The sequence below is a fragment of the Roseateles albus genome (genome assembly GCF_028595345.1).
Taxonomy (GTDB): Bacteria; Pseudomonadota; Gammaproteobacteria; order Burkholderiales; family Burkholderiaceae_C; genus Paucibacter_A; species Paucibacter_A albus.
Map to the genome: position 1 here is coordinate 74873 of NZ_JAQQXT010000006.1, position 22348 is coordinate 97220.

General features: G+C 63.5%; 19 protein-coding genes. 7 read left to right on the forward strand and 12 right to left on the reverse strand.

Going from position 1 to position 22348, the window contains the following annotated elements; genetic code table 11:
• Nucleotides 1–270: 270 nt before the first annotated feature.
• The 4 genes from PRZ03_RS11100 to PRZ03_RS11115 form a co-directional block, all read right to left on the reverse strand.
• Complete coding sequence (locus PRZ03_RS11100) at nucleotides 271–459, reverse strand: DUF2805 domain-containing protein (RefSeq protein WP_273600360.1); 189 nt, start codon at nucleotides 457–459, stop codon at nucleotides 271–273.
• 78 nt (nucleotides 460–537) lie between these two features.
• Nucleotides 538–1086, reverse strand: coding sequence for an adenine phosphoribosyltransferase (locus PRZ03_RS11105; protein ID WP_263532787.1), 549 nt, complete (start codon nucleotides 1084–1086; stop codon nucleotides 538–540).
• Between the two features lie 55 nt (nucleotides 1087–1141).
• On the reverse strand, nucleotides 1142–2626 hold the full coding sequence (locus PRZ03_RS11110) for a sensor domain-containing diguanylate cyclase (RefSeq protein ID WP_273600361.1): 1485 nt from the start codon (nucleotides 2624–2626) through the stop codon (nucleotides 1142–1144).
• Between the two features lie 66 nt (nucleotides 2627–2692).
• The gene (locus tag PRZ03_RS11115; RefSeq protein WP_263532965.1) at nucleotides 2693–3952 is read right to left on the reverse strand and encodes an acyl-CoA dehydrogenase family protein; all 1260 of its coding nucleotides are present in this window, start codon (nucleotides 3950–3952) and stop codon (nucleotides 2693–2695) included.
• Between the two features lie 181 nt (nucleotides 3953–4133).
• Here PRZ03_RS11115 and gshA point away from each other — a divergent pair, with 181 nt between their 5' ends.
• Nucleotides 4134–5708: a glutamate--cysteine ligase gene (gene gshA, locus PRZ03_RS11120; protein ID WP_273600362.1), complete on the forward strand. Its 1575-nt coding sequence runs from the start codon at nucleotides 4134–4136 to the stop codon at nucleotides 5706–5708.
• A 32-nt stretch (nucleotides 5709–5740) separates the two neighbouring features.
• On the opposite strand, the gene PRZ03_RS11125 is transcribed toward gshA, so the two are convergent.
• Complete coding sequence (locus PRZ03_RS11125; protein ID WP_273600363.1) at nucleotides 5741–6421, reverse strand: DUF3313 family protein; 681 nt, start codon at nucleotides 6419–6421, stop codon at nucleotides 5741–5743.
• A 287-nt stretch (nucleotides 6422–6708) separates the two neighbouring features.
• Between PRZ03_RS11125 and PRZ03_RS11130 the strand changes: the two genes are divergently transcribed.
• Complete coding sequence (locus PRZ03_RS11130; RefSeq protein ID WP_273600364.1) at nucleotides 6709–8034, forward strand: M48 family metallopeptidase; 1326 nt, start codon at nucleotides 6709–6711, stop codon at nucleotides 8032–8034.
• On the opposite strand, the gene PRZ03_RS11135 is transcribed toward PRZ03_RS11130, so the two are convergent.
• The 4 genes from PRZ03_RS11135 to PRZ03_RS11150 form a co-directional block, all read right to left on the reverse strand.
• Nucleotides 8035–8385, reverse strand: coding sequence for a DUF3147 family protein (locus tag PRZ03_RS11135; RefSeq protein ID WP_263532782.1), 351 nt, complete (start codon nucleotides 8383–8385; stop codon nucleotides 8035–8037).
• 16 nt (nucleotides 8386–8401) lie between these two features.
• Nucleotides 8402–8788: a GNAT family N-acetyltransferase gene (locus PRZ03_RS11140; RefSeq protein WP_273600365.1), complete on the reverse strand. Its 387-nt coding sequence runs from the start codon at nucleotides 8786–8788 to the stop codon at nucleotides 8402–8404.
• A 68-nt stretch (nucleotides 8789–8856) separates the two neighbouring features.
• A complete protein-coding gene (locus PRZ03_RS11145; RefSeq protein ID WP_273600366.1) occupies nucleotides 8857–10695 on the reverse strand; it encodes a DUF885 domain-containing protein in 1839 nt (612 codons plus the stop codon).
• A gap of 76 nt (nucleotides 10696–10771) precedes the next feature.
• Nucleotides 10772–11530, reverse strand: a complete 759-nt coding sequence (locus PRZ03_RS11150) for a class II aldolase/adducin family protein (protein ID WP_273600367.1) — start codon at nucleotides 11528–11530, stop codon at nucleotides 10772–10774.
• Between the two features lie 114 nt (nucleotides 11531–11644).
• Here PRZ03_RS11150 and PRZ03_RS11155 point away from each other — a divergent pair, with 114 nt between their 5' ends.
• A complete protein-coding gene (locus PRZ03_RS11155; protein ID WP_273600368.1) occupies nucleotides 11645–12232 on the forward strand; it encodes a DUF2242 domain-containing protein in 588 nt (195 codons plus the stop codon).
• Nucleotides 12233–12236: 4 nt separating this feature from the next.
• Here PRZ03_RS11155 and PRZ03_RS11160 read toward each other — a convergent pair whose 3' ends face one another.
• The 3 genes from PRZ03_RS11160 to kefC all read right to left on the reverse strand — a co-directional run bounded on the left by PRZ03_RS11160 (nucleotide 12237) and on the right by kefC (nucleotide 17006).
• Nucleotides 12237–13616 carry a GTPase/DUF3482 domain-containing protein gene (locus tag PRZ03_RS11160; protein WP_273600369.1) on the reverse strand — a complete coding sequence of 460 codons (1380 nt, stop codon included), beginning with the start codon at nucleotides 13614–13616 and terminating at the stop codon, nucleotides 12237–12239.
• Nucleotides 13609–15078 carry a DUF2868 domain-containing protein gene (locus tag PRZ03_RS11165; RefSeq protein WP_273600370.1) on the reverse strand — a complete coding sequence of 490 codons (1470 nt, stop codon included), beginning with the start codon at nucleotides 15076–15078 and terminating at the stop codon, nucleotides 13609–13611. Before PRZ03_RS11165 ends, PRZ03_RS11160 begins: the two co-directional genes overlap by 8 nt.
• Before the next feature lie 62 nt (nucleotides 15079–15140).
• Nucleotides 15141–17006, reverse strand: a complete 1866-nt coding sequence (kefC, locus tag PRZ03_RS11170) for a glutathione-regulated potassium-efflux system protein KefC (protein WP_273600371.1) — start codon at nucleotides 17004–17006, stop codon at nucleotides 15141–15143.
• Nucleotides 17007–17161: 155 nt separating this feature from the next.
• On the opposite strand from kefC, the gene PRZ03_RS11175 reads away from it, so the two are divergent.
• From PRZ03_RS11175 to queE, 4 genes are all read left to right on the forward strand, one after another.
• A complete protein-coding gene (locus PRZ03_RS11175) occupies nucleotides 17162–19423 on the forward strand; it encodes a helicase-related protein (RefSeq protein WP_273600372.1) in 2262 nt (753 codons plus the stop codon).
• Nucleotides 19424–19598: 175 nt separating this feature from the next.
• On the forward strand, nucleotides 19599–20297 hold the full coding sequence (locus PRZ03_RS11180; protein WP_273600373.1) for a class I SAM-dependent methyltransferase: 699 nt from the start codon (nucleotides 19599–19601) through the stop codon (nucleotides 20295–20297).
• Nucleotides 20298–20592: 295 nt separating this feature from the next.
• Nucleotides 20593–21699, forward strand: a complete 1107-nt coding sequence (locus PRZ03_RS11185) for a 6-carboxytetrahydropterin synthase (protein WP_273600374.1) — start codon at nucleotides 20593–20595, stop codon at nucleotides 21697–21699.
• 9 nt (nucleotides 21700–21708) lie between these two features.
• Nucleotides 21709–22344 (forward strand): 7-carboxy-7-deazaguanine synthase, encoded by a 636-nt coding sequence (gene queE, locus PRZ03_RS11190; protein ID WP_273600375.1) that lies wholly within the window; start codon nucleotides 21709–21711, stop codon nucleotides 22342–22344.
• Nucleotides 22345–22348: the final 4 nt, after the last annotated feature.

A 22348-nucleotide genomic window follows, 5' to 3' on the forward strand; every position in this document is an offset into this window, starting at 1 on the left:
AATTACGCTTCATCTGTCGATGCCCATGTCATTCTTTTTGTGCGAAGCCTCTCCCAATCAGCCAAAGCCTCACCGTACCCACTCGGGCATTGTATTGACATATGGCAAGGGGAACCGGCACACCCCCTAACTAAAGGGTTAGTACAAACGCCTACCAAGGCCCGAGCGCGTTTTCATCACGGCGTAACAGATCAGCGTGACGCTCGCTTGGAGGGCGGGAGGTGACGGGGGCCAAGACCGCGGTAGGCCGCTCCCGTCTTGACGGCAGCCTCAGCGCCCGTGCGGAAAGGTCGACTTCACAGTCGGCTTCTTGACGCCCTTGCCTTGCGCGACCCAGAGCTTATAGGCAGGCGAAGTCAGTTCACGTTTCATCAACTGCATCAGCTCGCCTTCGCTGATAGCGTGCTCTTGCAGCACCTTGTTATAAGGCGGTTTGTCCTCAAACGCGGTGGCGATCACGCGCTTGATTTGATCGGGGCTAAGACGGGGAATTGGTTTGGCCATAGCTGCTATTGTCGGTCAGTCGAGCCGACGGGCTCAAGCCCCGTCAAAGTCCAGCAGGCTGAACAGCGGCAACCCCGCCGCGCGCAGCTTGGCCGAGCCACCCAGCTCGGGCAGATCAACGATGGCACCACATTCGATCAGTTCCGCGCCCAGGCGCTGCAACAGCCGCGCTCCGGCCAGCATGGTGCCGCCGGTGGCGACCAGATCGTCAATCAGCACGATGCGCTCGCCCGGCTTGACGGCATCGGCGTGAATCTCCACCGTGGCGCTGCCATATTCCAGCTCATAACTCTCCGCCACCGTGGTGAAAGGCAGCTTGCCTTTTTTGCGGATCGGGATGAAGCCCACCCCCAGCTCATAGGCCAAGACCGAGCCGATGATGAAACCGCGCGCGTCCAGGCCGGCAATCGCGGTGGGCCGCTCATCGAAATAGCGGTGCACAAACTGGTCGATCAAGACCCGGAACACGCGCGGGTTGGACAGCAGCGGCGTGATGTCACGGAACTGCACGCCGGCGACGGGCCAGTCGGGCACGGTACGGATATGGCTGCGGATGTAATCGGCCGCGCTGAGATGGGTCATGGCTGGCTCAAGAGTGGTCGCTCAAGCGAGCGATGGTACGCCCAGCCGCGCGGGTTCAGGCGGCCAATTCGCTGCTGACGATGCGCGCACGGCCCGCTTGCTTGGCCGCGTACAGCGCCGCATCGGCACGCTCGACCAGGCTCACCGCGACGCCCTGTGCATCGGCAACACTGGCCGCCACGCCCAGACTCAGGCTGAGCCGGCGGCGCAGCGGCGACGCATCATGCTCGATGGCGGCGAGCCGGATGCTGTCCAGGCAGCGCTGCGCCACCACCATGGCGCCGGACAAGTCGCAGTCAGCCAGCAGCAAAACAAACTCTTCGCCGCCATAACGGCAGACCGCCTCGCCACTGCGCCCGGCGCAGGCGCGCAAGAGCTCGGCCACCCGGATCAGGCAATCGTCCCCAGCCACATGGCCGTAGCGGTCGTTGTAAAGCTTGAAGTGATCGATATCGACCATGATGCAAGCCATAGAGTGCCCATGCCGCACGCTGCGCTGCCATTCCTGTTGCAACAGCTGGTCAAAGTAACGCCGATTGCCCACGCCGGTCAGGCCATCGGTGACCGATTGTTTGGCCAGTTGCGCATTGGCTTCTTGCAGCGCCACCTCCTGGCGTTTGCGCTCGCTCAGGTCGGTGATGATGCAGACAAAGCGGTGCGTGGTACTGGTCTTGACCTCGGCCACGCTCAAAAGCAGGGTCAACTCTTGCCCATCGCGACGCCGAGCGGTCAATTCCTGCGAGCCACCGACCAAGGACTCCAGACTCAGGCGCGCCCCCATCCAGATGCCGAACAGCAGATCAATATGGCTGCCCTTCAGCTCATTCGCCTCGAAACCGAACAGCGCCTCTGCCGCCGGGTTCAAGGCCAGCACATGCCCCTCGGTATCCAGCGTCAGCACGCCATTCGGCGTGGTCAACACAAAGGCCTGCAAATGGGCCTTGCTGGCCGCCAGGCGCTGCTGCTCATGGACAAGATCGCTGACGTCCATACGCACGCCGATCACGCCGCCGGCGCGGGTGTGGCGCTCATGCACGCGCACCCAGCGGTCTTCGTGCAAGTTCTGCAGCAGGGGCTCGGTCGGGTTAAAACGAGCCTTGGCGCGGGCGGCCATGCGCTGCGCCAGCCATTCCTCTTCACAGCCCTTGGCGGCGGGCACACCGCCCAAGGCGATCGAGGTCCGAACCAGATCCTCAAAGCGCGCGCCGCGTTTGAAGTCGGCCTCCATATGCGGGTAGATCTCGACTAAATGGCGGTTGAAGGCAACCAAACGGTCGTTCTCATCAAAGATTTCAACGCTGGCCGGCAATGCTTCGATCGCTTCTTCCAGCGTGCGCTTGGCGTCGGCGGTTTCCTGCCAGGCATGGCGCAGCACCAGCGCTCCGAGCACCAGGGTCAGGCCGGCAAACCCCAGGGCGATGGACGCCAAACCAGGCGCCCTGGCCGGCCCCAGCCAAAACGCCGCGCCCAGCAAGCCCAGGGCCATGAGGGCCGCCAAGCCTAGCAAGCAGCGTTTGAAAAATGGCGTCAGTCGGGGCATGGGCCGGCAGCCTAAAGCAGCCCCGCGCCGCTGGCTATGACCCCCAAAGGAGGGAAGTACTAACCCTTAGCTACCACGGGTCACCGGCATATGGACTTCGCCCGGCGACGCTCTGTAGCGAGCCAGTTCCAGCTTGGCGAGCGAGTTACGGTGTACTTCATCGGGACCATCGGCCAGGCGCAGGGTGCGCTGATGCGCCCACATCATGGCCAGCGGCGTGTCGTCGCTGACACCCATGCCGCCGTAAACCTGTATGGCCCAATCGATCACCTTCAAGGCCATATTCGGGGCGACGATCTTGATCATCGCAATCTCGGCCTTGGCGCCCTTGTTGCCGACGGTGTCCATCATGTAGGCGGCCTTCAGCGTCAGCAGGCGCGCCTGCTCGATGCTGCAGCGCGCCTCGGCGATGCGCTCCTGAGTGACGGTCTGCTGGGCGATGGTCTTGCCAAAGGCGACCCGCGCAATCGCGCGCTCACACATCAGCTGCAGCGCCCGCTCGGCCGCGCCAATGCTGCGCATGCAGTGATGAATACGACCGGGGCCCAAGCGGCCTTGGGCAATTTCGAAGCCGCGCCCTTCGCCCAACAAGATATTGCTGGCCGGCACCCGCACATTCGTCAGCCGCACCTCCATATGGCCATGCGGCGCGTCGTCATAGCCGAACACGCTGAGCGGCCGCAACACCGTGACGCCGGGCGTATTGGCCGGCACCAAGACCATCGCCTGCTGTTCATGCCGGCCGGCCTCAGGGTTGGTCTTGCCCATCACGATATAGACCGCGCAGCGCGGATCACCGGCGCCGGACGACCACCATTTGGTCCCGTTGATCACATAGTCATCACCATCGCGCTCAATCCGGCATTGGATATTGGTCGCGTCGCTGGACGCAACCTCGGGCTCGGTCATCAGGAAAGCCGAGCGCATCTCGCCACGCAGCAGCGGCTCCAACCAAGCAGTTTTGTGCGCCTCGCTGCCGTAGCGCTCGATGGTTTCCATATTGCCGGTGTCCGGCGCCGAGCAGTTGAAGACCTCGGGCGCCCAGGAGACCCGCCCCATAATTTCGCACAGCGGCGCGTATTCGAGGTTGGACAGCCCCTCGGGCGCGCGGCTGGACTTGGGCAAGAACAGATTCCACAGCCCGGCGGCACGCGCCAGCGGCTTGAGCTCTTCAATCAGCGCGGTCGGAATCCAAGCATTGCCGGCGCGCCGATTCGCCTCGACCTCGGCAAAAAAGCGCCGCTCATTCGGGTAGATATGCGCATCAAAAAAGGCCAGCAAGCGCGCTTGCAACTCTTGCACCTTGGGGCTGTAGTCGAAGTTCATCATCAAGAATCCTGATTTAAGCGGCAGAGCCCGAGTTTGGCCCCCTTATGGGCAACAGACTGTCGCCGAGGCGGCAAGCCTTGGCAAAATGATCAGCCCCGCCCAAGACAGGTGTAGCCCGCGTCTGTTACCGTGCGCGGCTAAATAGAAAAATGCTGTTGTTGAATTGGACGGAAAACGGATGAGCGAATACACACCAGGCGTTGGTCAAAGCCACGCACGCGCCATCGCTACGGCCGACTCGCTGAAGGGCATTCGCCGCGGCATCGAGAAAGAAAGCCTGCGCGCCCGGCCCAACGGTCAGCTAGCACTCACCCCGCACCCGGCCGCCCTCGGCGCGGCACTGACCCACCCGCACATCACGACCGACTACAGCGAGTCGCAGCTTGAATTGATCACCGGCGTCCACGGCGATGTGGAGGCCTGCCTGGCCGAGCTGACCGAGGTGCATCAAGGTGTGTACAAGGTGATGCAGGAGTTGGGCTGTTGCGCACAGGCGCAGGAAGAAGAGCGGCTCTGGGTCGGCTCGATGCCTTGCGAGCTGCCGACCGACGAGACGATTCCGCTGGGGCGCTACGGCAAGTCCAATGTCGGACGCTCCAAAAGCATTTACCGCATGGGCTTGGGCCAGCGCTATGGCCGGCGCATGCAAACCATTTCTGGCATTCACTACAACTGGTCAATGCCCGGCGTGACCAGCGAGCAGTACTTCGCGCTGATCCGCAACTTCCGCCGCCATTCCTTTTTACTGCTCTATCTCTTTGGCGCCTCGCCGGCGCTGAGTTCGAGTTTTGTCGAAGGGCGCGAACACCGGCTGCAGCGGTTTGGCGAGCACAGCCTTTACCTGCCTTACGCGACCTCGCTGCGCATGGGACGCCTGGGCTATCAAAGCGACGCACAATCGGCGCTGGCCGTCAGCTATAACTGCCTCAACAGTTATGCCGACTCACTGCAGGAAGCATTGACCCGGCCTTACCCGCCCTATGCGGCAATCGGCGTGCGCAACCCCGGCGGTGACTACAACCAGCTCAGCACCAGCCTGCTGCAGATCGAGAACGAGTTCTACGGCACCATCCGCCCCAAGCGCGTCGTGCGCAGTGGGGAGCGCCCGCTGCATGCCTTGCGAGAGCGCGGTGTCGAGTATGTAGAAGTGCGCTGCATGGACCTCGACCCCTTTATGCCGGTCGGCATCAACGCACAGACCGCGCGCTTTCTGGACGTCTTTTTGCTGCATTGCCTGAGCAGCGAGAGCCCGGCCGACACCGTGGCGGAGATCACCGCTTTAGGCGAGAACCAACACTTGGTGGCCGAGCGCGGCCGCGAGCCGGGCCTGCGCCTGCTTGACGCGTCGGCTCCCGGCGGAAGCCGCTTGATGGGCGAATGGGGTGCCGAGCTGCTTGATCAATGCGCGCCTTTTGCCGCGCTGCTGGACCAGGCCCAGGGCGGCCAAGCCCATGCCGAGGCACTCGCCGCCGCCCGCCGCACGCTGGCCGAGCCCGACAGCACGCCGTCGGCGCGCGTCTTGCGGGCGATGGCGGAGAAGTTCGACAACCGCTATGTCGACTTCATTCGCCACCAGTCCGAACAAACCCGCCAGTTGCTGCTGGGCCTGCCCTATAGCGAAGCGATGGCGCAGAAGTTTGCCGCCGAGGCGCGCGACTCTGTGGCCGCGCAGCAAGCGATCGAGGCCGCCGATCTGCTGCCCTTTGACGCCTATCTGCAGCAGTACATGGCCGCCGAGCAGATTCGGGTTTAGGGAAGCGGCAGCAGCCACACAGCGAAGCTGTTTTACTTCGCTGCGACCTTGGCGTTCACTTCGTCCATGCCTCGACGCAGAGCACCGGCCCAGATGGTGATCGCATGCTGGGCATCGGCCATATTGGTCTGCCGGTTGGTCCAAGTCAACTGGCCGGAGAAGCGACCGTTGCGGCCATCGACGGCTCTCGCCAAGACTTGACCGGTGACCGAGTCGCGCACTTCCAGCACCACGGTCATATGGCCGGAGTCGGTGGTGTAGACCCGCGAACGGCCGACCGAGGTGTCGCCCGGCGCGCTGATGAAGAGATTGACGATGGCCGGCGTCACACGCAAGGTTTCGGGGCCGGCCACATCCACCAGGGTGTAGCCGCCACGTGCCAACTCAGCGCGGAAGGTTTCATGAAACAGGCCGGCCAGGCGCTCTTTGATGGCCGCGAGGTCATCGGCGTTGAGACGACCGGACAAGCTGCGACGGCCCTGATTGGGATCGAAGTTAGGCGCGAAGCTGATCTGGACCGGGTCCAGCATCACGCTGCGAAAGGACGTCAGCTCGGCATCCGGGCGCACAAAGACGGCGTCGATCCGGCTATCCGGGCGGCGCACCAGGCCATCCCATTCCTGTATGCCGCTGTTGCCGGTGCTGGCGCATCCCGCCAACAAGGCCACACATACGGCGGACAAAACAGCGATCAGGGGACGTTTGCGGCTCATAGGAGTTCCTCGTTGAAGTGATGACATTCAGGCCGCGAAAGTCTAACGCAGCGGTGAATTTTCGACGCTGTTGGCGGAACTGGTGTCAACCCTAATCCCGATCGCCGACGCATGTAGCCGCAGCCTCAGAATCGGTGAGCGGAACACCTGCCGGAAACCCTCTGTCGCTGCCACGCGCAGCGCCCTACCATCGCGGCGCGACCCATCTCTCAAGCCCAGAAGAACGCCAAGGAAACGCCCTCATGCATCTCCATCCCGCAGCAGCTTTCACAGTTTGGCATCGTGCGATGAAATCTTGTCTGCACCGTCTTGGGTGTTTTGCGCTGCTCTCCCTCACGCTCTGGGCATACACCGGCCTCGTACACGCTGCGCCCGACGCCGCCAAGAGCACGCCTGTTTTTTCCATCAAGCAGGTCGAGCCCGGCTGGCAACACAGCCTGCCACGCGAAGCCGAGGCGGCGACACAAGCCTATTTGGACCGCCTGCCGCCCGAGACGGTGGCGCGCTCCAACGCCTATTTCGAGGGCGGCTATTGGTTGCAGCTGTGGAATTTTTTGCTCGGCCTCGTTGTTGCGGGCCTGATGCTGCGCGGGCGCGCCTCGGCGCGTGTGCGCGACTGGGCCCACCGAGTCGGCCGCAAAGCTTTTGCGCGCGATGCCATTTACGGCGCCGTCTATATGTTGGCGGTCTGGGGTCTGACCCTGCCGCTGACGATTTACCAGAGCTTTGTGCGTGAACATGCTTACGGCATGGCCACTCAGACCTTAGGCCCCTGGTTCGGCGAGCAACTGATAGGTTTGGCCGTCAGCATGCTGCTGGGCGGCGTGGTCATCGCGACGCTTTATGCGGTGATTCGCCGCGCCGGCGAGCGCTGGTGGCTGTGGGGCACGCTCACTGCCACCGGCCTGCTGGCCCTCATGCTACTGCTCGGGCCTGTCCTGATCGAGCCGCTATTCAACACCTACAAGCCGGTCGAAAACGGCGCCATCAGGACGGCCGTGCTGACCATGGCCCACGCCAATAGCGTGCCGGCCGACAATATTTATGAGTTCGATGCCTCACGCCAGACCACCCGCGTCAGCGCCAACGTGGCCGGCCTGTTTGGCAGCGCGGCGGTGCGCCTGAATGACAACCTGTTGCGGCGCAGCTCGGAGGCCGAGATCCGCGCGGTCATGGGCCATGAGTTGGGGCATTACGTGCTCAACCATGTGCTCAAGTCCTTGGCGGAAATAACGCTGCTGCTGCTCGCCGGCTTTTTGTTCACTCAATGGGCGATGAACAAGGTCCTGGCGCGCCACGGCGGTCGCTGGGGCCTGGGCGGGGTCAGTGATGTGGCCAGCTTGCCGCTCTTGGTGGCGCTGCTGTCGGTATTCATGTTTCTAGGCACGCCGCTGATCAACAGCATGAGCCGCAGCGCCGAGATGGAAGCCGACTATTTCGGCCTCAACCTGGCGCGCGAACCGCACGGCATGTCCGAGGTGCTGCTCAAGCTGGCGGAGTACCGCAAGCCCGATCCGGGCCCGCTGGAAGAAATCATCTTCTTCGACCACCCCAGCGCCCGCACCCGCATCCTGGCCGCCATGCGCTGGCGGGAAGCGATGGGCACGCCCTGATTAAAGCAATTCAATCCCGAAGCGACGCATCAGCAACGCAAAAGCAGCGAAACACAGCACCGTGAAGACAATGCTGAGGCCCAAGCTGGGCCAAAAGCCCAGGCGTGGCAGCAAGCAGGGGAAAAGCAGAAACATCGGCAGCGTCGGGATCACATACCAAAAGGTGTAGCGCGCATGGTTGGCGATCTTCTCGATCGGCTGCTTCTCCAGTTGCAGCCAGATCAGCGCCAGCAGCGTGATCAGCGGCAGCGCGGCGACCAAGCCGCCGAGCTTGTCGCTGCGTTTGGCGAACTCCGACACCGCCACCACCGCCGCAGCGCTGAGCAGGTATTTGATGATCAGCCAGCCCATCGTGCTGCTCTCCTGCCTAGCTCGGTGCGCGCAAGGTGTAAAACACCTCGACAGCATCTTTCATTTCGCCGCGCGTCCAGCCTTGAGCGAGATAAAAGCGGTCGGCGCGGGTATTGGCCGCCGTGCCCAGCGTCACCGTTTGATGCCCTTGGCTGAACAACCATTCGGTCGCCAGTTTCAGCAAGGGCGCTCCGGCTCCCAGGCCCTCCTTTTCGGGATGGACGAACAAGGCCCAGATTGAGCCATCGGCCATTTCGGCATAAGAAAAGCCGATGATTTCGCCGTCCTGCTCGCAGACCCAACCGCGCCCGAGCCGCTCCAGATAGTCCTCGTACATCTGCGTCGTCACCCGCGCCGGGTTGTTCAAGACGTTTTCGCGCACGGCCAGACGTATCGCTGACATGGCGGGGATGTCGGCCCGAACGGCGGGACGAAAATTCAACTTGTGGTTATTCATCTCTGGATTTTTACTCATTGTTTTTGGGCCTTCTCCAACATCAAGCGCTGCACCATGCGCACCGGGGCGCTGCCATGGCTCAGGAATTCCTCATGGAAGGCCTTGAGCTTGAAGTCTTTGCCCTGCTTGGCCTTGAGCTGCTCGCGCAAGGCCAGGATTTCAGAAAAGCCGGTGAAATAACTGCTCAGCTGCGTGGAGCTGACCTGGGCACGATGCCATTTTTCGGCCGCCTCGGTATTGGACTGGAAAGCCTCGCGCTGCAAGAGATTCATCGCCTCGGCCTCGCTCATGCCCAGCACATGCACGCTGTAGTCGAGGATGGCGTTGGAGACCACGCGTAAATTCCACTTGGCATACATCAGACCCATCTCCGCGCTGGGCTTGCCGTTCACCGAGCCCCAGCCGCTTTCCATCATCATGCGCTCGGCATAGACCGCCCAGCCCTCGACCATGGCGCCGTTGCCAAACAGCGCCTTGACCTTGGAAGGCGATTTGTTGGAGTACAGCAGCTGCACATAATGGCCCGGCACCGCCTCATGGATGTTCAAGACCTGCAGCACCCAATGGTTGTATTCGCGCAGAAACGATTCGGCCTGCTCGGGCGTGTATTTGTCCAGCGGGTCAACGTTGTAATAGGTGACGCCCTTGGGGTCCATCAAGCCCGGTGCGCTGATCGAAGCGCCGGCCACGCCGCGCATATAGCTGGGCGTCTCGCGCACGACCAGGGGCCGGCTCGGGTCCAGCGTCAGCAAATCATGCTCGACCACCCATTTCTCCAGCGCCGGAATTTGCGCCTTGATGTCCTCGACAAAGCGCTCCGGCGCGACATGACGGCTCGACAGCTTGTCGATGACCCTAGCGATCTTGTCCAGACGGTCGGCGGGCACGGCCTCATTGGCAAACAGCTGCGGCCACAGCTCATCGGCATAGCCGCTCATGCGCTGCAGCAGTGTTTCCTTCTCGGCCAGGGCGCGCTGGAACAGCGTCGGCGCGTCAACGCTGGCCTGGATTTCATAGTCGAACTTCTGTTCAAACAAGGCTTTGCCCAGGCGGAAAGAGCGCCCGCTGCCATCGGCCTGCTGTTTTTTCTCGATCTGCTCCAGGGCGGCGATATAGGCCTCTACAGCCCGCTGCGCTTTGGCGTTATGGCCAGCCATTTCCGCCGCCGCGGCGGGCTTGAGAGCCGCCTCCTTGATCGCCTTGGGGATGTCCTCACGAAACAGACTCAGCGCACCGCTGTTCTGCTCGATCGCCAGTCGCAAATGCACGGGGCTGGGTTCATGCAGATTGGCCAGCGCCGCCTTGTAATAGGCCGGCACCTGGCGCAGGCGCTGGTCTATCAATTGAAGGCGCTTGGGCAGCGGCGCAAAGTCGGGCTTGTTGAGCAGCTGGGCAAAGGGGTCGGCGACGTTGTACTCGCTGGCATCCCAGCGCTCGCTGCGCAACTCGGTCAGACTCCAGCGCAGAGCCCGCAGATGGTTGTCCAGCAGCAGCAGATCGCCGGCCTGGGCCGGTGTCAAACCCGGGGCCGCAGCCACGCGCGCCAGGCGTGTGAGCCATTGCTCGGCAAACTTGAGCTGCTGCTGGCGGCGCGCCTCGGTCGGCGCGGGCAGCCGGGCCGCCTCGGCATAGCGACCGGCCGCGACGGCCGCGTCAGGAAACATGGCCCAATAGGCCGCCAAAAAGGCATCGACCTCGGCGTCGAAATTCATGGCCGCAGCCTTGGCCTGCGCTGCGGCTGGCGGCTGGGCTTGGCCCTCCAAGGCGAGCGCCGACTGCGCTGGGCTCCCGAGAGCCAGGATCAAAAGTGCGGCGGCCGCGGCCTTCGAGTGTGAGCTAGGGTGGCGTTTCATATGATGCTGGCTTGAGGCCCAAGATGCGGAAAGCTTCCGAAAGGCGCCGATGCTAGCTCAGCCGCGCTTCCCCGCCTCAAGTACGAAAGCTCGGATCCAGCCGCTCGGCTTTGCGCAACAAGGACGGCCAGACAAAGCTGCCGCCCAATCCACCCGTCTGCACCTTGAAGGCCTGGGCCGTTCCGGCGACGATTTGCGGGTCCACCAGGGTCAGCTCGGTCCCGCCGGACTGCGCGCCAATCTGGATCTGACAGGCGCTCTCAAAGGTATACATAGCCAAGAAGGCATCGGCGACCGTGCGGCCTACCGTCAGCAAGCCGTGGTTGCGCAGTACCAGGAAGTTGGCCCGCCCCAGATCGGCCTGCAGACTAGGCTTCTCTTCCGGCCTAAAGGCCACGCCCTGGTAGTCGTGATAAGCCAGCGAGGCCAGCACAAAGGTCGACTGCTGGCTGATGGGCAAGATGCCTGCCGCCTGCGCACTGACAGCCACGCCGGCGCGGGTATGCGTGTGCAACACGCATTGCACATCCTCGCGCGCCTCATGCACCGCGCTGTGGATGACAAAGCCCGCCGGGTTGACCGGGAAGGGGCTGTCGATGACCTTGTTGCAGCCCTCATCCACTTTGACCAGGCTAGAGGCGGTGATCTCGTCGAACATCAAGCCGTAGGGATTGATCAAGAAGTGATGCTCCGGGCCGGGCAGGCGCGCGCTGATGTGGGTGAAGACCAAATCGCTCCAACCGTAATGCGCCACCAAGCGGTAGCAAGCCGCCAAGTCACAGCGCAGCTGCCACTCTTGTTCGCTGACCTTGGCTCTGATCGAGGGGATGTTCATCTGTGGTCTCCACAAGGCTTTTGTACCTCGGCGATTGTGCGCGGATCAGCAGCGCTTCGAGGCCGAGTTTTCGCCTTGCCGGGATAATGCCGATTCCATGGCCGATTCTTTGCAATGACTGGATCCTTTTCCTCCACCGCAGCTGCCTGCGCTCTCACCTGCGCTGCTTGTGCCTGTTTGCTGACCGGCTGCGGCATCAGTGCGCCGTTCACGACCAAGGGCGACAAGCCGGCCCATTCGCAGGTCTACCAAAACGAGAACTTCCACGCGGATGAAACCTTCTCGCGCCTGTTTGATAGCCGCGTCGAGGAAACCTGCGAGGCCGCCCGCCGGGCTTTGCTCAGCCAAGGCTATCTGATCACCGACACGCCGAAGGGCCGCATCACCGGCCGCAAGCACTTTCAGCCCGAGGGCGATGTGCATGTGGAGATCAGCTTCAATGTGGTCTGCGTGCCGGACGGCCAGGGCGACGCGCTGACCACCGCCTTTGTATCCGCCCAACAAGACCGTTACTCGCTGAAGAAGACGCCCAACTCATCCAGCATCGGCGTCAGCGCGATCGGCTCGATCTCGCTGCCGCTGTCGTCCTCGGATGATTCGCTGGTCAAGGTGGCGTCGGAGACGATACCTGCCGGTGCTTTCTATGACCGCTTCTTTGCGCTGATGCAGCGCCAGCTGGGCGACCGAGCGGCGGACAAATAGGGGCTCAAGGCCCCAAGCCATCGACCACGGCTGCCACTTGCTGCGCCCACCGAGCGGCAACGCTGGGCGGCAATGGCGAAGCTGCCGCCCAGCCAGGGTGGGCGCGGGCCACGCCGAAGGCCGCCAGCAGCGCGGCTGCCTGCTCGGCGCTGAAGGACAGCTCGACCTTGACTTGCAAGACTTCCAGCGCCGCGTGGCCGCGCCGCTCCAAGGCCTGCAACAGGGTCAGGCCTTGCGCAGCCAGCAGCAGCAGCGCCTGATCCTCCAAGCTCAGCTCGACGATACCGCGTAGTTTCTGGCTCAGGCTGCGGCCCACCGCACCAAAGCCTTGCGAGGCCACACCGCCCAGCGCAGCGCCCACCGTGGCAGCCGCACCCAGGGACAGACCGGCCAGGGCCACGTCCAGCCCCAAGCCGAGCGCACCGCCAATGGCTGCACCCGCGCCCAGCTGCTTGCCCGCCGTCTTCAAGACCTCGGGGTTGAAGAGCTCGGACTCCCAGCGCCCGCTCAGGGCCGGCAGCTCGGCGGCCTCGGCGCTGCCCAGACCGAAGCCATGGAGGCCCAGCAACTGATTCTGGGCCGCGCGGCTGCGCGCCAGGATCTGCGCCTGAAAAGCCGCAACGCAGGCTGCTTTTTGACCCGCGTCTGCCAGGCTGGCCTTAGAGACAGGCTGGCGATAGGCGGCCAGGCTCAGCAGCAGCTCGGCCAGCACCTGCAGGCTGGCCGCGCGGCGCGCACTCGCCTCACGCAGCAAGTGCTCGGCGACCTTGTTCAGCGCCTCGCGCCGCTGGGGCAGCAAGGCGCCGAGATCGGCATACAAATGCTGTTCGGCGCCGACAAAAGGCGCCACCGCATCGAAGTGCAGGCAGGCATGCAGGCCATGCGAGGCCAGCAGGCGGCGCCAGGCCGGCTCTTGCGCCTCGGCATGGCGAACGAAGTTCAGCACCGGCATCAGCGGCCGGGCGCACAACATCAAGAGCTCGATCTCGCTGGCGAATTTGGGCAGCGGCAGCTCGCGGGTGTCTATCACCAGCAGTGCGGCATCGGCTTCAAGCAAGCAGCGCAAAACCTTGGCCTCTTGCTCGAACTCGTCCTTGGCCGCCGGGCCGCGCAAAAAGGCCTGCAAACGCTGTTCATGGCTCAGGCCGGCGTCCATCTGCTGCACATAGTCGAGCAGGGCGGGCGCGTCTTCGAGCCCCGGCGTGTCCAGAAAGCGCAATGCATCGCGGCCATCCACTCGCAAGGCCAATGCATCAACCTGGCGGGTGGTGCCGGGCCGGTTGGAGACCTCGCCAAAGTCGGCGCGGCGCGTCAGGGTCCGCAGCAAAGACGTCTTACCGGCGTTGGTATGGCCTACCAAGGCCAGGCTGATGGGCTTAGCCATGCGTCTGCACTCCTGCTGAGTTAGCTGAGGCTAGGTTTGCCCAGGCAGCGGCTGCCGCGCAGTCGGCAAAGACTGCCTGCAGGGGCAGCGGTGCCAGCCAATCGCGCCAGCGCTGTGCCGAGGCCTCATTCCCTAGCGCGCCGGCGAGTAGCACCGCCGTGGCGCCGGCCTGCGCGGCGGCCGCACGCAAAAAGCGCTCGGTGGCGCGGTCGGGGCTGGCGCCTGCGTTGCACACCAGCAGCAGCCGCGCGGGAGCGAGCTGATGCAGGCTGTCCAACAAAGCGCGCTTATCGGCCACGCTACCGTCACTGCGGGCGCTCAGCAGCGGCGTCGGCGCACTGCTCGCCAGTGGTGGCCAGGCCAACGTGTCGGGCAGCTCGAAGCCGATCATGGCCAGGCCAGGTCGGAACCCCCCCTCGGAGTGCGCTGCGCCCGCCACCGCCACCGCTGCGGCTGACCCTGCACCAGCCGCAAGTGACTCGGCGTCCAGCAGCTGCACCGCTTGCATGGCCTCGAAGCGCTCGATCAAGCGCCGAACATAAGGGTCACTCGCGTCTTGCAACTGCAGGCCGGCCAAAAGCTGCCCGCTGCGCAAGCCGCTGAGCAGCACCAGCAGCAAACGCAGGCCGAGGCCGTAGACCAAGGTGCAGCCGAGCAACCAGATCGCCCAGGCACGGTGGTCCCCATTGCCCTCAAGCAAATGGTCGACCGCCGGGGTAGCGAAGCCAAACAAAGCCGGTAAACGGCCTGTTGCCTGAGCAAAACGGGCAAAGGTCTCGCCGTCAAGAATGGTGGTTTCCCAGGTCAGCTGATAGGCCAAAAACGAGAAGGCGAATAGCAGGCCCAGCAAGGTCAGCACAAAAGCCAGCGCCCAGATCAGATGCGTCATCAAGCCGAACAACCAGACCGTCAGCCCGCGCGAACGCGCCAAGACGTCCAGCGTGGCTTGCAAAAGCAGGCGGCTGCTGGGCTGACCCAGCAGCGGCAAGCGCGTGCTCAAGGCCAATAAACGCTTGAGCAAGCCGCCCCCTGTGCCGCCAGTCAACAAGGCCAGCAGCCACAGCGCGAGACTGAAGAAATGCGGGCCAAGCACGGCGACCAGCGCCGCCATCGCGTTGATGCGCCTGTCATGCCCGACGACGCTGAGCACCAGGCCATAAGACAGCAGGCCGACCAAAAGTGTCGCCAGCAGGCCCACGACGATCAGGCGCTCGCGCGCACTGGCCATTTCCTTGTCGAGGCCCAGCTGAGGGGCCAGGCGCGCGGCCCGCTCCAAGAGCCGCTCCGGATAGCCGGCATGGGCGGCGTGGGCGTCACGCATCGCCTGCACGTCATCCAGCGGCTGCTGGGTTTGCTCGGCGATGCGCACGGCCTGGAACTGGATCAAGCGCGCCAGCCGCCCCATGGGCTGAGCGGGCGGCGTCAAACTTGCTGCGGCTGCGGCGTCTTTAGGCAAACTCAAACATCACTCCCCATATGAAGCACTTGAACCGGGCGAACCGAGCAAACCTGTTGGCCCGGGCCTCAGCGCGGCAGTGTAGGTTCTGGCTCTTGCGCCTGTACCGGCGGCTGCGCGATCCAGCCCTTGTCGCCTTGCTGCAGCGCCATTTCGCGTTCCTGGGCAAACTGCTCCTCCAACTGCTGGCGGCCTTGTTTGGTCATGGCGATCAGCTGGGCCTGGTCGTGATGGTGCGGGTAAAGCTCCTCCAGCTGCGCCACATTGTGGCGACGAAAGCGCTGCGCCGAATCTCGCGCATCGGCGGGCGACAAACCCATCAACTCCAGCACCGAGCTGGCACTCGCCAAGGCTGCATCCAGCGTTTCACGTTCGATCAAGCTAACGCCCAGGTCGCGCAGGCCGTAGTAATGCTGCACATTGCGGGCACGTGCGACGATTTGCAGCTGCGGGAAATGTTCGCGCGCCAGCGCCGCCAGCTGCAGGCTCTGCGCCACATCATCGATGGCCAGCACCAGCACGCGGGCCTTGGCCGCGCCGGCGGTGCGCAGCAGGTCCAGCCTGGTCGCGTCGCCATAAAAGGGCTGCCAGCCGAACTTGCGCACCGTCTCTATCATCTCGCTGTCATGCTCTAGCACGGTGGCGGGCAGGCCCTTGGCATAGAGCAGGCGGCCGACGATCTGCCCGTAGCGGCCAAAGCCCGCGATGATGATGGGCGCGTCTTGCGCTTGATCGATCTCCTTGAGCGCCGGCTTGGGCGCGCAATGCTTGGCCAGCCAAGGCTCGACCCAGCGCTGGCTGATCAAGAGCAGGGCAGGCGTGCACAAAAGTGACAAGGCCACGGCAGCCACCAGCGTCGAAGACTGGCCGGGGCTGAGAATGCCGGCCTGGGTGGCGGTTTGAAACACCACAAAACCGAACTCGCCGCCCTGCGCCAGCAAGATCACAAACACCGGCCGCTCCATCAAGGGCAGCGGCATCCAGCGGGCCATCAAGAGCAGTACCACCGCCTTGATCAGCAACAAGCCCGTCAGCAACGCCGCGATCAGCAGCGGCTGCTCGCGCAGCACGTTCAGGTCCAGCCCCATGCCCACGGCGATGAAGAACAAACCCAGCAACAGCCCTTTGAAAGGCTCGATATCGGTTTCCAGCTCATGTCGGTATTCGCTCTCGGCCAAGAGCACGCCGGCCAGAAAGGCCCCGAGCGCCATCGACAAGCCGACCGCCTGCATCAAGGACGCCGTCGCCACGACCAAGAGCAGGGCTGCGGCGGTGAAGATCTCAGGCGTCTTGCTACAGGCAATCCAGCGCAGCGCTGGGCGCAAGAGCAGGCGCCCGCCCAGCACGATGGCGGCGATCACGCCGACCGCCTTGGCCGCGCTGAGCCAGGCGCTGCCCTGCGGGTGGCTGTCGCCGCCCATGGCTAGTAGCGGGATCAAGGCCAGCAGCGGGATGGCCGCAATATCTTGCAGCAAGGCCACGCTCAAGATGCCCTGGCCGGCGCTGGTCGGCGCCAAATTGCGTTCACCCAGCACCGCCATGGCCACCGCGGTCGAAGACATTGCCAGGCCAATTGATGCCATCAGAGCGACCCGCCAGGGCACGCCCAAAGCGACCGCCGCCAAACACATCAGGGCGGCCGAGCCCAGCAGTTGCACATTGCCCCAGACAAAGATCGGCCTGCGCATCGCCCACAGCCGGCGCGGCTCCAGTTCCAAGCCGACCAAGAACATCATCAACACCACACCGAATTCGGCGAATTCGAGAATCGCCCCGGCGTCGCTAACCCAGCCCAACACGCCCGGCCCGATCACGATGCCCGCCGCCAGATAGCCAAGAATGGAGCCCAGGCCCAAGAACCGCGCCAGCGGCACCGCCACCACGGCCGCGCCGAGATAGACCAAGGGGGCGTTCAACCAAGAGTGATGTTCCATGACGGGGCTTGAGTTTGCGAGATTTTTGAAAATGGGGTCAGGTTCATTTTCTTCTCGCCTTGGCGCAGAACAAAGGGGGAAAAATGAACCTGACCCCATTTTGTGACCCCATTTTGTGGCGGAAAACAGAGTTCAGCGCCCGCCCCACCGTCGCCATGAAGCTGTGTTCAACTCGCGGGGTGATTGAAAACAAACAACAAACAAAGCCCCCCGTCGCCAACAAGGGCCCCGCCCTGCCGGTTGCCCGCCACCTGAGCCGCCTGCCGCCCGAGATCGGGCCCGAGGAATTGCTGCGTATCCGCCAAGCCGCCTACCAGCTGCCGCAAGTCAGCACGCCGGCCGATTTCAGCGATGCCGAAGGCGCCGAGGAACAACTCGATCAACAAGGTTTGATCCTCTTGCAAAAAGCCGTCGCGGGCGCGCGGCCCAGCCGCTGGATCGCACCCGACTTGATGAGCGTCGCCCTGGCGCACCTCGATGTCGTCGGCACCGCACCGGGCGTACGCGCACTGATGTTGCAACGCGCGGCCCAGCTGGAGGCCGTCGGCTTGAGCCGCAGTGGCCTGGCTTGGAGCCGCTTGTGCAAACAGGCCTTGAAGCTCTCGCATGCCGGCTGGCAGGTGCCGGTGGCCTTCAAGGTCAGCGCCGATGCCGGCCCGATCTGGGATTTCTTCCGCAGCGGCGATCAGGCGTCGCTGCAAGCCGCCATCGGCCCGCAGCCCGCCTTCGAGCATGCGAGCGAATTGCTGGCCCATATTGAGGGCTTGATCGCGCGCAGCGCCTCCGGCCACGCCGAGCATATGGATTCGCTGCTGCCGCGTCTGCAGGCCGAATGCGCGACCCCGCAAGGCATTGCCGAGCTGAAAGCCGGCTGCACGCGCGCCCAAGACCGATGGGAGAACCGTGTCGCCGAGCTCAACACCCTGGCCGGCCTGAACAGCGAGCTGGCTTTTCAAGGCTATCCCGACACTTTTGACGCCGCGCGCCGCCTGCAGCGCACCGTCACCCTGTTTGTCGGCCCGCCGAACAGCGGCAAGACCCATGCGGCGTTTGAACGCCTAACGCAAGCACACGACGGTGCCTACCTGGCGCCGCTGCGCTTGTTGGCGCTGGAAGGCCGCGACCGCCTGGTCGGCCGCGGCGTGCCCTGCTCGCTGCTGACCGGCGAAGAGAATGTGCCGGCCGAAGCCGCCCGCGTGGTGTCCAGCACCATCGAAATGGTCAACACCACCAAGCCCATCGACGTGGCGGTGATCGACGAAGCACAGATGCTCTTCGATCTCTACCGCGGCTGGGCCTGGACGCAGGCCATCGTGGCGGTGCCGGCCAATGAGCTGATCATCATTTGCTCGGCCTATGCGGTGCCGGCGATCGAGAACCTTTTGGGCCTGTGCGGCGAGCGCTGCACGGTGCGCCATTTCGAGCGCAAGCAAGAGGTGCAGCTGCTGCCCGCGCCGGTGTCCATCGCGGCACTCAAGAAGGGCGACGCGGTGGTGGCCTTCAGCCGCCGCGAGGTCTTGATGTTGCGCGACCAGATCGCAGCCGAGGGCCATCCGGTCTCGGTCATCTATGGCGCGCTGCCGCCCGAGGTGCGGCGCCGCGAGGCCGAACGCTTTGCCCAAGGCGCCAGCCATGTTTTGGTCGCCACCGATGCCATCGGAATGGGCTTGAATCTGCCGATTCGACGCGTGCTGTTCAGCACCATGAGCAAGTTCGACGGGCAGGGCGACCGTGATCTAACCGTCTCCGAGGTGCACCAGATTGCCGGTCGGGCTGGGCGTTATGGCATGCATGACGAAGGCTTTGTCGGCGTGCTGCGCGAGGCCGAGGTCAAAGCGGCGCGTACGCTCAAAGAGCTGCTGCCCAAGACGCCGCGCGCCCCGCGCGAGTTCAAGGCCGCCGTGGCGCCGAACTGGTGGCATGTCAACACCATCGCCACCCGCCTGGGCCTCAACAAGCTGCATGCGGTCTTGACCGTCTTCATGGATCAGCTGCGCCTGGACGATGCACATTTCGAAGTGGCCGAGTTGGAACAGATGCTGCAGCTGGCCGATGAGCTGGACCGCAGCGCCGGCTCGCTTGGCCTGAAGCAGCGATTCATCTATGCCCAAGCGCCGGTCGACACACGCACCGATGCACAGGTGCAGCAGTTCCTCGAATGGACGCACCGCCATGCCATGACCGGCAAGGCCGGCTCGCCTTGGTTTCTGCAGGAAGTGGACGAACACAGCCGGCTCGACCGCATGGAGCAAGCTTTGCGTTCCTGCACACTTTGGTTATGGCTGGATCTGCGCTTCCCTGGTGTTTTCGGCCAAGTGGCGGATGTAGTCGATTTGCGCAGCCGGCTTAACGACGGGATTGAGCGGCACTTGAAGGGCAAGAAGCCGCTGTGGCAGTCGCGCGGCGGGCGCAGATAAGGCAAGCCAAAGCCTGGCGGGCCCTACACTGAGGGCTCTCCGTCTTGCCTCCGTGCCTGCCTCCCGTCATCGCCCACTCAGGCGTTTGACCCGACCATCCCCGTGCTGCATTGCGCCGATTGAAAGACCATGCGCGCGCTCAAACCGCGCTTGGTGACCCGTGAGGGGAATCGTCATGCCCGGTTTTCTGTACAAACAGGAATGCATCAGCATTGAAGGCGCAGCCGCGCTGACCATACGCTCGCTGCTCGACAAGCAGCAATTCGCCGACCCGCTGGGCGAGGCCGAGGCGCTGGGCATTTCCTCGGCGGCCTGGCCCTTGTTCGGCTTGCTATGGCCGTCCGGCCTGCATCTGGCCGAGGCAATGGCCAAGCGGCCCATGGTCAAGGACGAAAGCATTCTGGAGATCGGCTGCGGCCTGGGGCTGGCCAGCCTGGTCAGCCACCGGCGCGGCAGCCTCGTCACCGCCAGCGACTGCCATCCGATGGCCGCCAGCTTCATGCTGGAAAACCTGCGCCTCAACGACCTGCCGCCGCTGCGCTACTGCCATGGCAACTGGGCGCCCCTGATCGCCGGCCAGGCGCTGACGCTGCGCGTGCCGCTGGTGCAAGGCCGTTTTGATCTGATCATGGGCAGCGATGTGCTGTACGAGCGCGATGAGGCCGGCACGCTGGCGGACTTCATCAACCAACATGCGCTGCCCGCCAGCGAAGTGATGATCGTCGACCCCAACCGCGGCAACCGCTCGGCCTTCAGCAAGCATATGGCAGCACTGGGCTACACGCTGGCCGAGCAGAGCATCAAGTCACTTGCCGGCCTGGGCGTGCCGGCCTATAGCGGCCGGCTGCTGCACTATCGACGCAAAGGCTTTTAGACCTGAAAATCGCTGTGCACAAAGCTGTGGATAGCATTTGAACAACTACTGACTTATCCACAGCTCAATCTCGTTTTGCAAAGTTGTTATCTGCCCATGCGAATGTTCAGGCCCATTGGCCCACATTGTTTGGCCGCATCCAAGTGCTTGAATCGACTGAGAAAACTGCACTTACCCACAGACACAGGCCTGCACCACTACGACTACCAAGTATAAAAATTACAATAAGGAGATAGATACAGAGCGCTGCTTTTCAGGCTCAAACCAGCCCGCCTCGCCGGCCGGCACGATATTCATGCGCACTCAAACGATTTACTCCGCCTCCTGCAGCTTCGAGTCTGCTTGCCAGATCTCCGCGCTGCCCGAGGGCCACCGCAGTCGCGGCCTGCACGGCCACAGCTATTTCTCCACCATCCGGGCCCACCTGCCGCCCGACTGGGCGCCTTTTCCAGGTGCGGAGGTGGAAGAGCTACGCCGCCGCCTGGAAGCTTGCGTTGCACCCTTGGATCACGCCCTGCTCAACCATTCGATCGCCGAGCCAACCGACGAGAACATCGCACGCTGGATCAAGCAACGCTTGGAGACCGAGTTCGGCGTGCCCGGTATTCAGCAGGTCGGTATTCAAAGCACGCAACATTCGGGCGTCGATCTGGACGCCGATGGCATGGCCCATGTCTGGCGGCGCTATCGCTTCCAGGCGGCGCATCAACTGCCCAATGTGCCGCCGGGGCATAAGTGCGGTCGCATGCACGGCCATGGCTTCGAAGTCATCGTCCATGCGAATCAGGATTTAGGCGAACGAGATCTGAGCGTTGACTACGACCATTTAGACGAAGTCTGGGCGCCGTTTCATATGCTGCTCAACTACCACTGCCTGAACGAGATCGAAGGCTTGGGCAACCCGACCAGCGAGGTCATCTCGGCCTGGCTATGGGCACGTATGAAGCCCCAACTGCCCGAGCTCTCATGGCTGACGGTCTATGAAACGGGCTCCTGCGGCGCGAACTTCGACGGCAAGAATTACCGCATCTGGAAGGAGCTGACATTGGACAGCGCCATCCAGCTCAAGCGCGCGCCCACCGAGCACCCGCTGCGCGGCATCCACGGCCACACCTACACGCTGCGCTTGCACCTGAGTGCCGAGTTAGATCAGCTGATGGGTTGGACGGTTGACTTTGGTGACGTCAAGACACAGTTCGATCCGATCTTCAAGGCGATTGATCACCGGCCGCTGTTCGAGATTGCCGATCTGCCCGATGGCGACACCGCCAGCCTGGCCGCCTGGGTGCTGGCCAAGGGCCGGGCTGTGCTGCCGCAATTGGACCGTGTCGATATGTATGAAACGCGCGGTTGCGGGTCCATCGTCAGTGCGGATATTGAGGGGCCGGTAATTCCGGTCTGAAGGATCAGCATGACTTACGCAGTGAAAGAAATGTTCTACACCTTGCAAGGCGAGGGCGCTCAAGCCGGTCGTGCTTCGGTGTTCTGCCGCTTTGCCGGTTGCAATCTTTGGAACGGCAGGGAAGAAGATCGCACTTCAGCGGTCTGCACGTTTTGCGATACCGACTTCATCGGTACCGATGGCGAGGGCGGCGGCAAGTTCAGTACTGCTGAAGAACTGGCTGATTCAATTGCTTCCAAATGGCCGACAGGTGGAGCCGGCAAGCCCTATGTCGTCTGCACCGGCGGTGAGCCCTTGTTGCAGATCGACCCGGCCTTGATTGACGCGCTGCATGCGCGCGGCTTCGAGATTGCGGTGGAAACCAATGGCACCCAGCCCGCACCGGCCGGCCTGGACTGGATCTGCGTCAGCCCCAAGGCCGATGCCGAGATGGTCCTGACGCATGGCCATGAGCTGAAACTGGTGTTTCCACAGCCCTTGGCGCGGCCCGAGCGCTTCGAAGCTATGGGCTTTCAGCATTTCTTCTTGCAACCGATGGACAGCATTCTGAAGGCCCAGCACACCCGCGAGGCGGTCGCCTATTGCATGGCACACCCGCAGTGGCGTCTCTCGGTGCAGATGCACAAGGTCATCGGCATTGCTTGATGAG

Excerpts from the sequence above, each read along its gene's own strand:
- kefC (WP_273600371.1), bottom strand. The coding sequence starts at position 17,006 with ATGGAACATCACTCTTGGTTGAACGCCCCCTTGGTCTATCTCGGCGCG.
- queE (WP_273600375.1), top strand. The coding sequence starts at position 21,709 with ATGACTTACGCAGTGAAAGAAATGTTCTACACCTTGCAAGGCGAGGGC.
- PRZ03_RS11140 (WP_273600365.1), bottom strand. The coding sequence starts at position 8,788 with ATGTCAGCGATACGTCTGGCCGTGCGCGAAAACGTCTTGAACAACCCG.
- PRZ03_RS11125 (WP_273600363.1), bottom strand. The coding sequence starts at position 6,421 with ATGAGCCGCAAACGTCCCCTGATCGCTGTTTTGTCCGCCGTATGTGTG.
- PRZ03_RS11145 (WP_273600366.1), bottom strand. The coding sequence starts at position 10,695 with ATGAAACGCCACCCTAGCTCACACTCGAAGGCCGCGGCCGCCGCACTT.
- PRZ03_RS11115 (WP_263532965.1), bottom strand. The coding sequence starts at position 3,952 with ATGAACTTCGACTACAGCCCCAAGGTGCAAGAGTTGCAAGCGCGCTTG.
- PRZ03_RS11155 (WP_273600368.1), top strand. The coding sequence starts at position 11,645 with ATGACTGGATCCTTTTCCTCCACCGCAGCTGCCTGCGCTCTCACCTGC.
- PRZ03_RS11175 (WP_273600372.1), top strand. The coding sequence starts at position 17,162 with ATGAAGCTGTGTTCAACTCGCGGGGTGATTGAAAACAAACAACAAACA.
- PRZ03_RS11130 (WP_273600364.1), top strand. The coding sequence starts at position 6,709 with ATGAAATCTTGTCTGCACCGTCTTGGGTGTTTTGCGCTGCTCTCCCTC.
- gshA (WP_273600362.1), top strand. The coding sequence starts at position 4,134 with ATGAGCGAATACACACCAGGCGTTGGTCAAAGCCACGCACGCGCCATC.
- PRZ03_RS11135 (WP_263532782.1), bottom strand. The coding sequence starts at position 8,385 with ATGGGCTGGCTGATCATCAAATACCTGCTCAGCGCTGCGGCGGTGGTG.
- PRZ03_RS11150 (WP_273600367.1), bottom strand. The coding sequence starts at position 11,530 with ATGAACATCCCCTCGATCAGAGCCAAGGTCAGCGAACAAGAGTGGCAG.
- PRZ03_RS11105 (WP_263532787.1), bottom strand. The coding sequence starts at position 1,086 with ATGACCCATCTCAGCGCGGCCGATTACATCCGCAGCCATATCCGTACC.
- PRZ03_RS11110 (WP_273600361.1), bottom strand. The coding sequence starts at position 2,626 with ATGCCCCGACTGACGCCATTTTTCAAACGCTGCTTGCTAGGCTTGGCG.
- PRZ03_RS11160 (WP_273600369.1), bottom strand. The coding sequence starts at position 13,616 with ATGGCTAAGCCCATCAGCCTGGCCTTGGTAGGCCATACCAACGCCGGT.
- PRZ03_RS11185 (WP_273600374.1), top strand. The coding sequence starts at position 20,593 with ATGCGCACTCAAACGATTTACTCCGCCTCCTGCAGCTTCGAGTCTGCT.
- PRZ03_RS11180 (WP_273600373.1), top strand. The coding sequence starts at position 19,599 with ATGCCCGGTTTTCTGTACAAACAGGAATGCATCAGCATTGAAGGCGCA.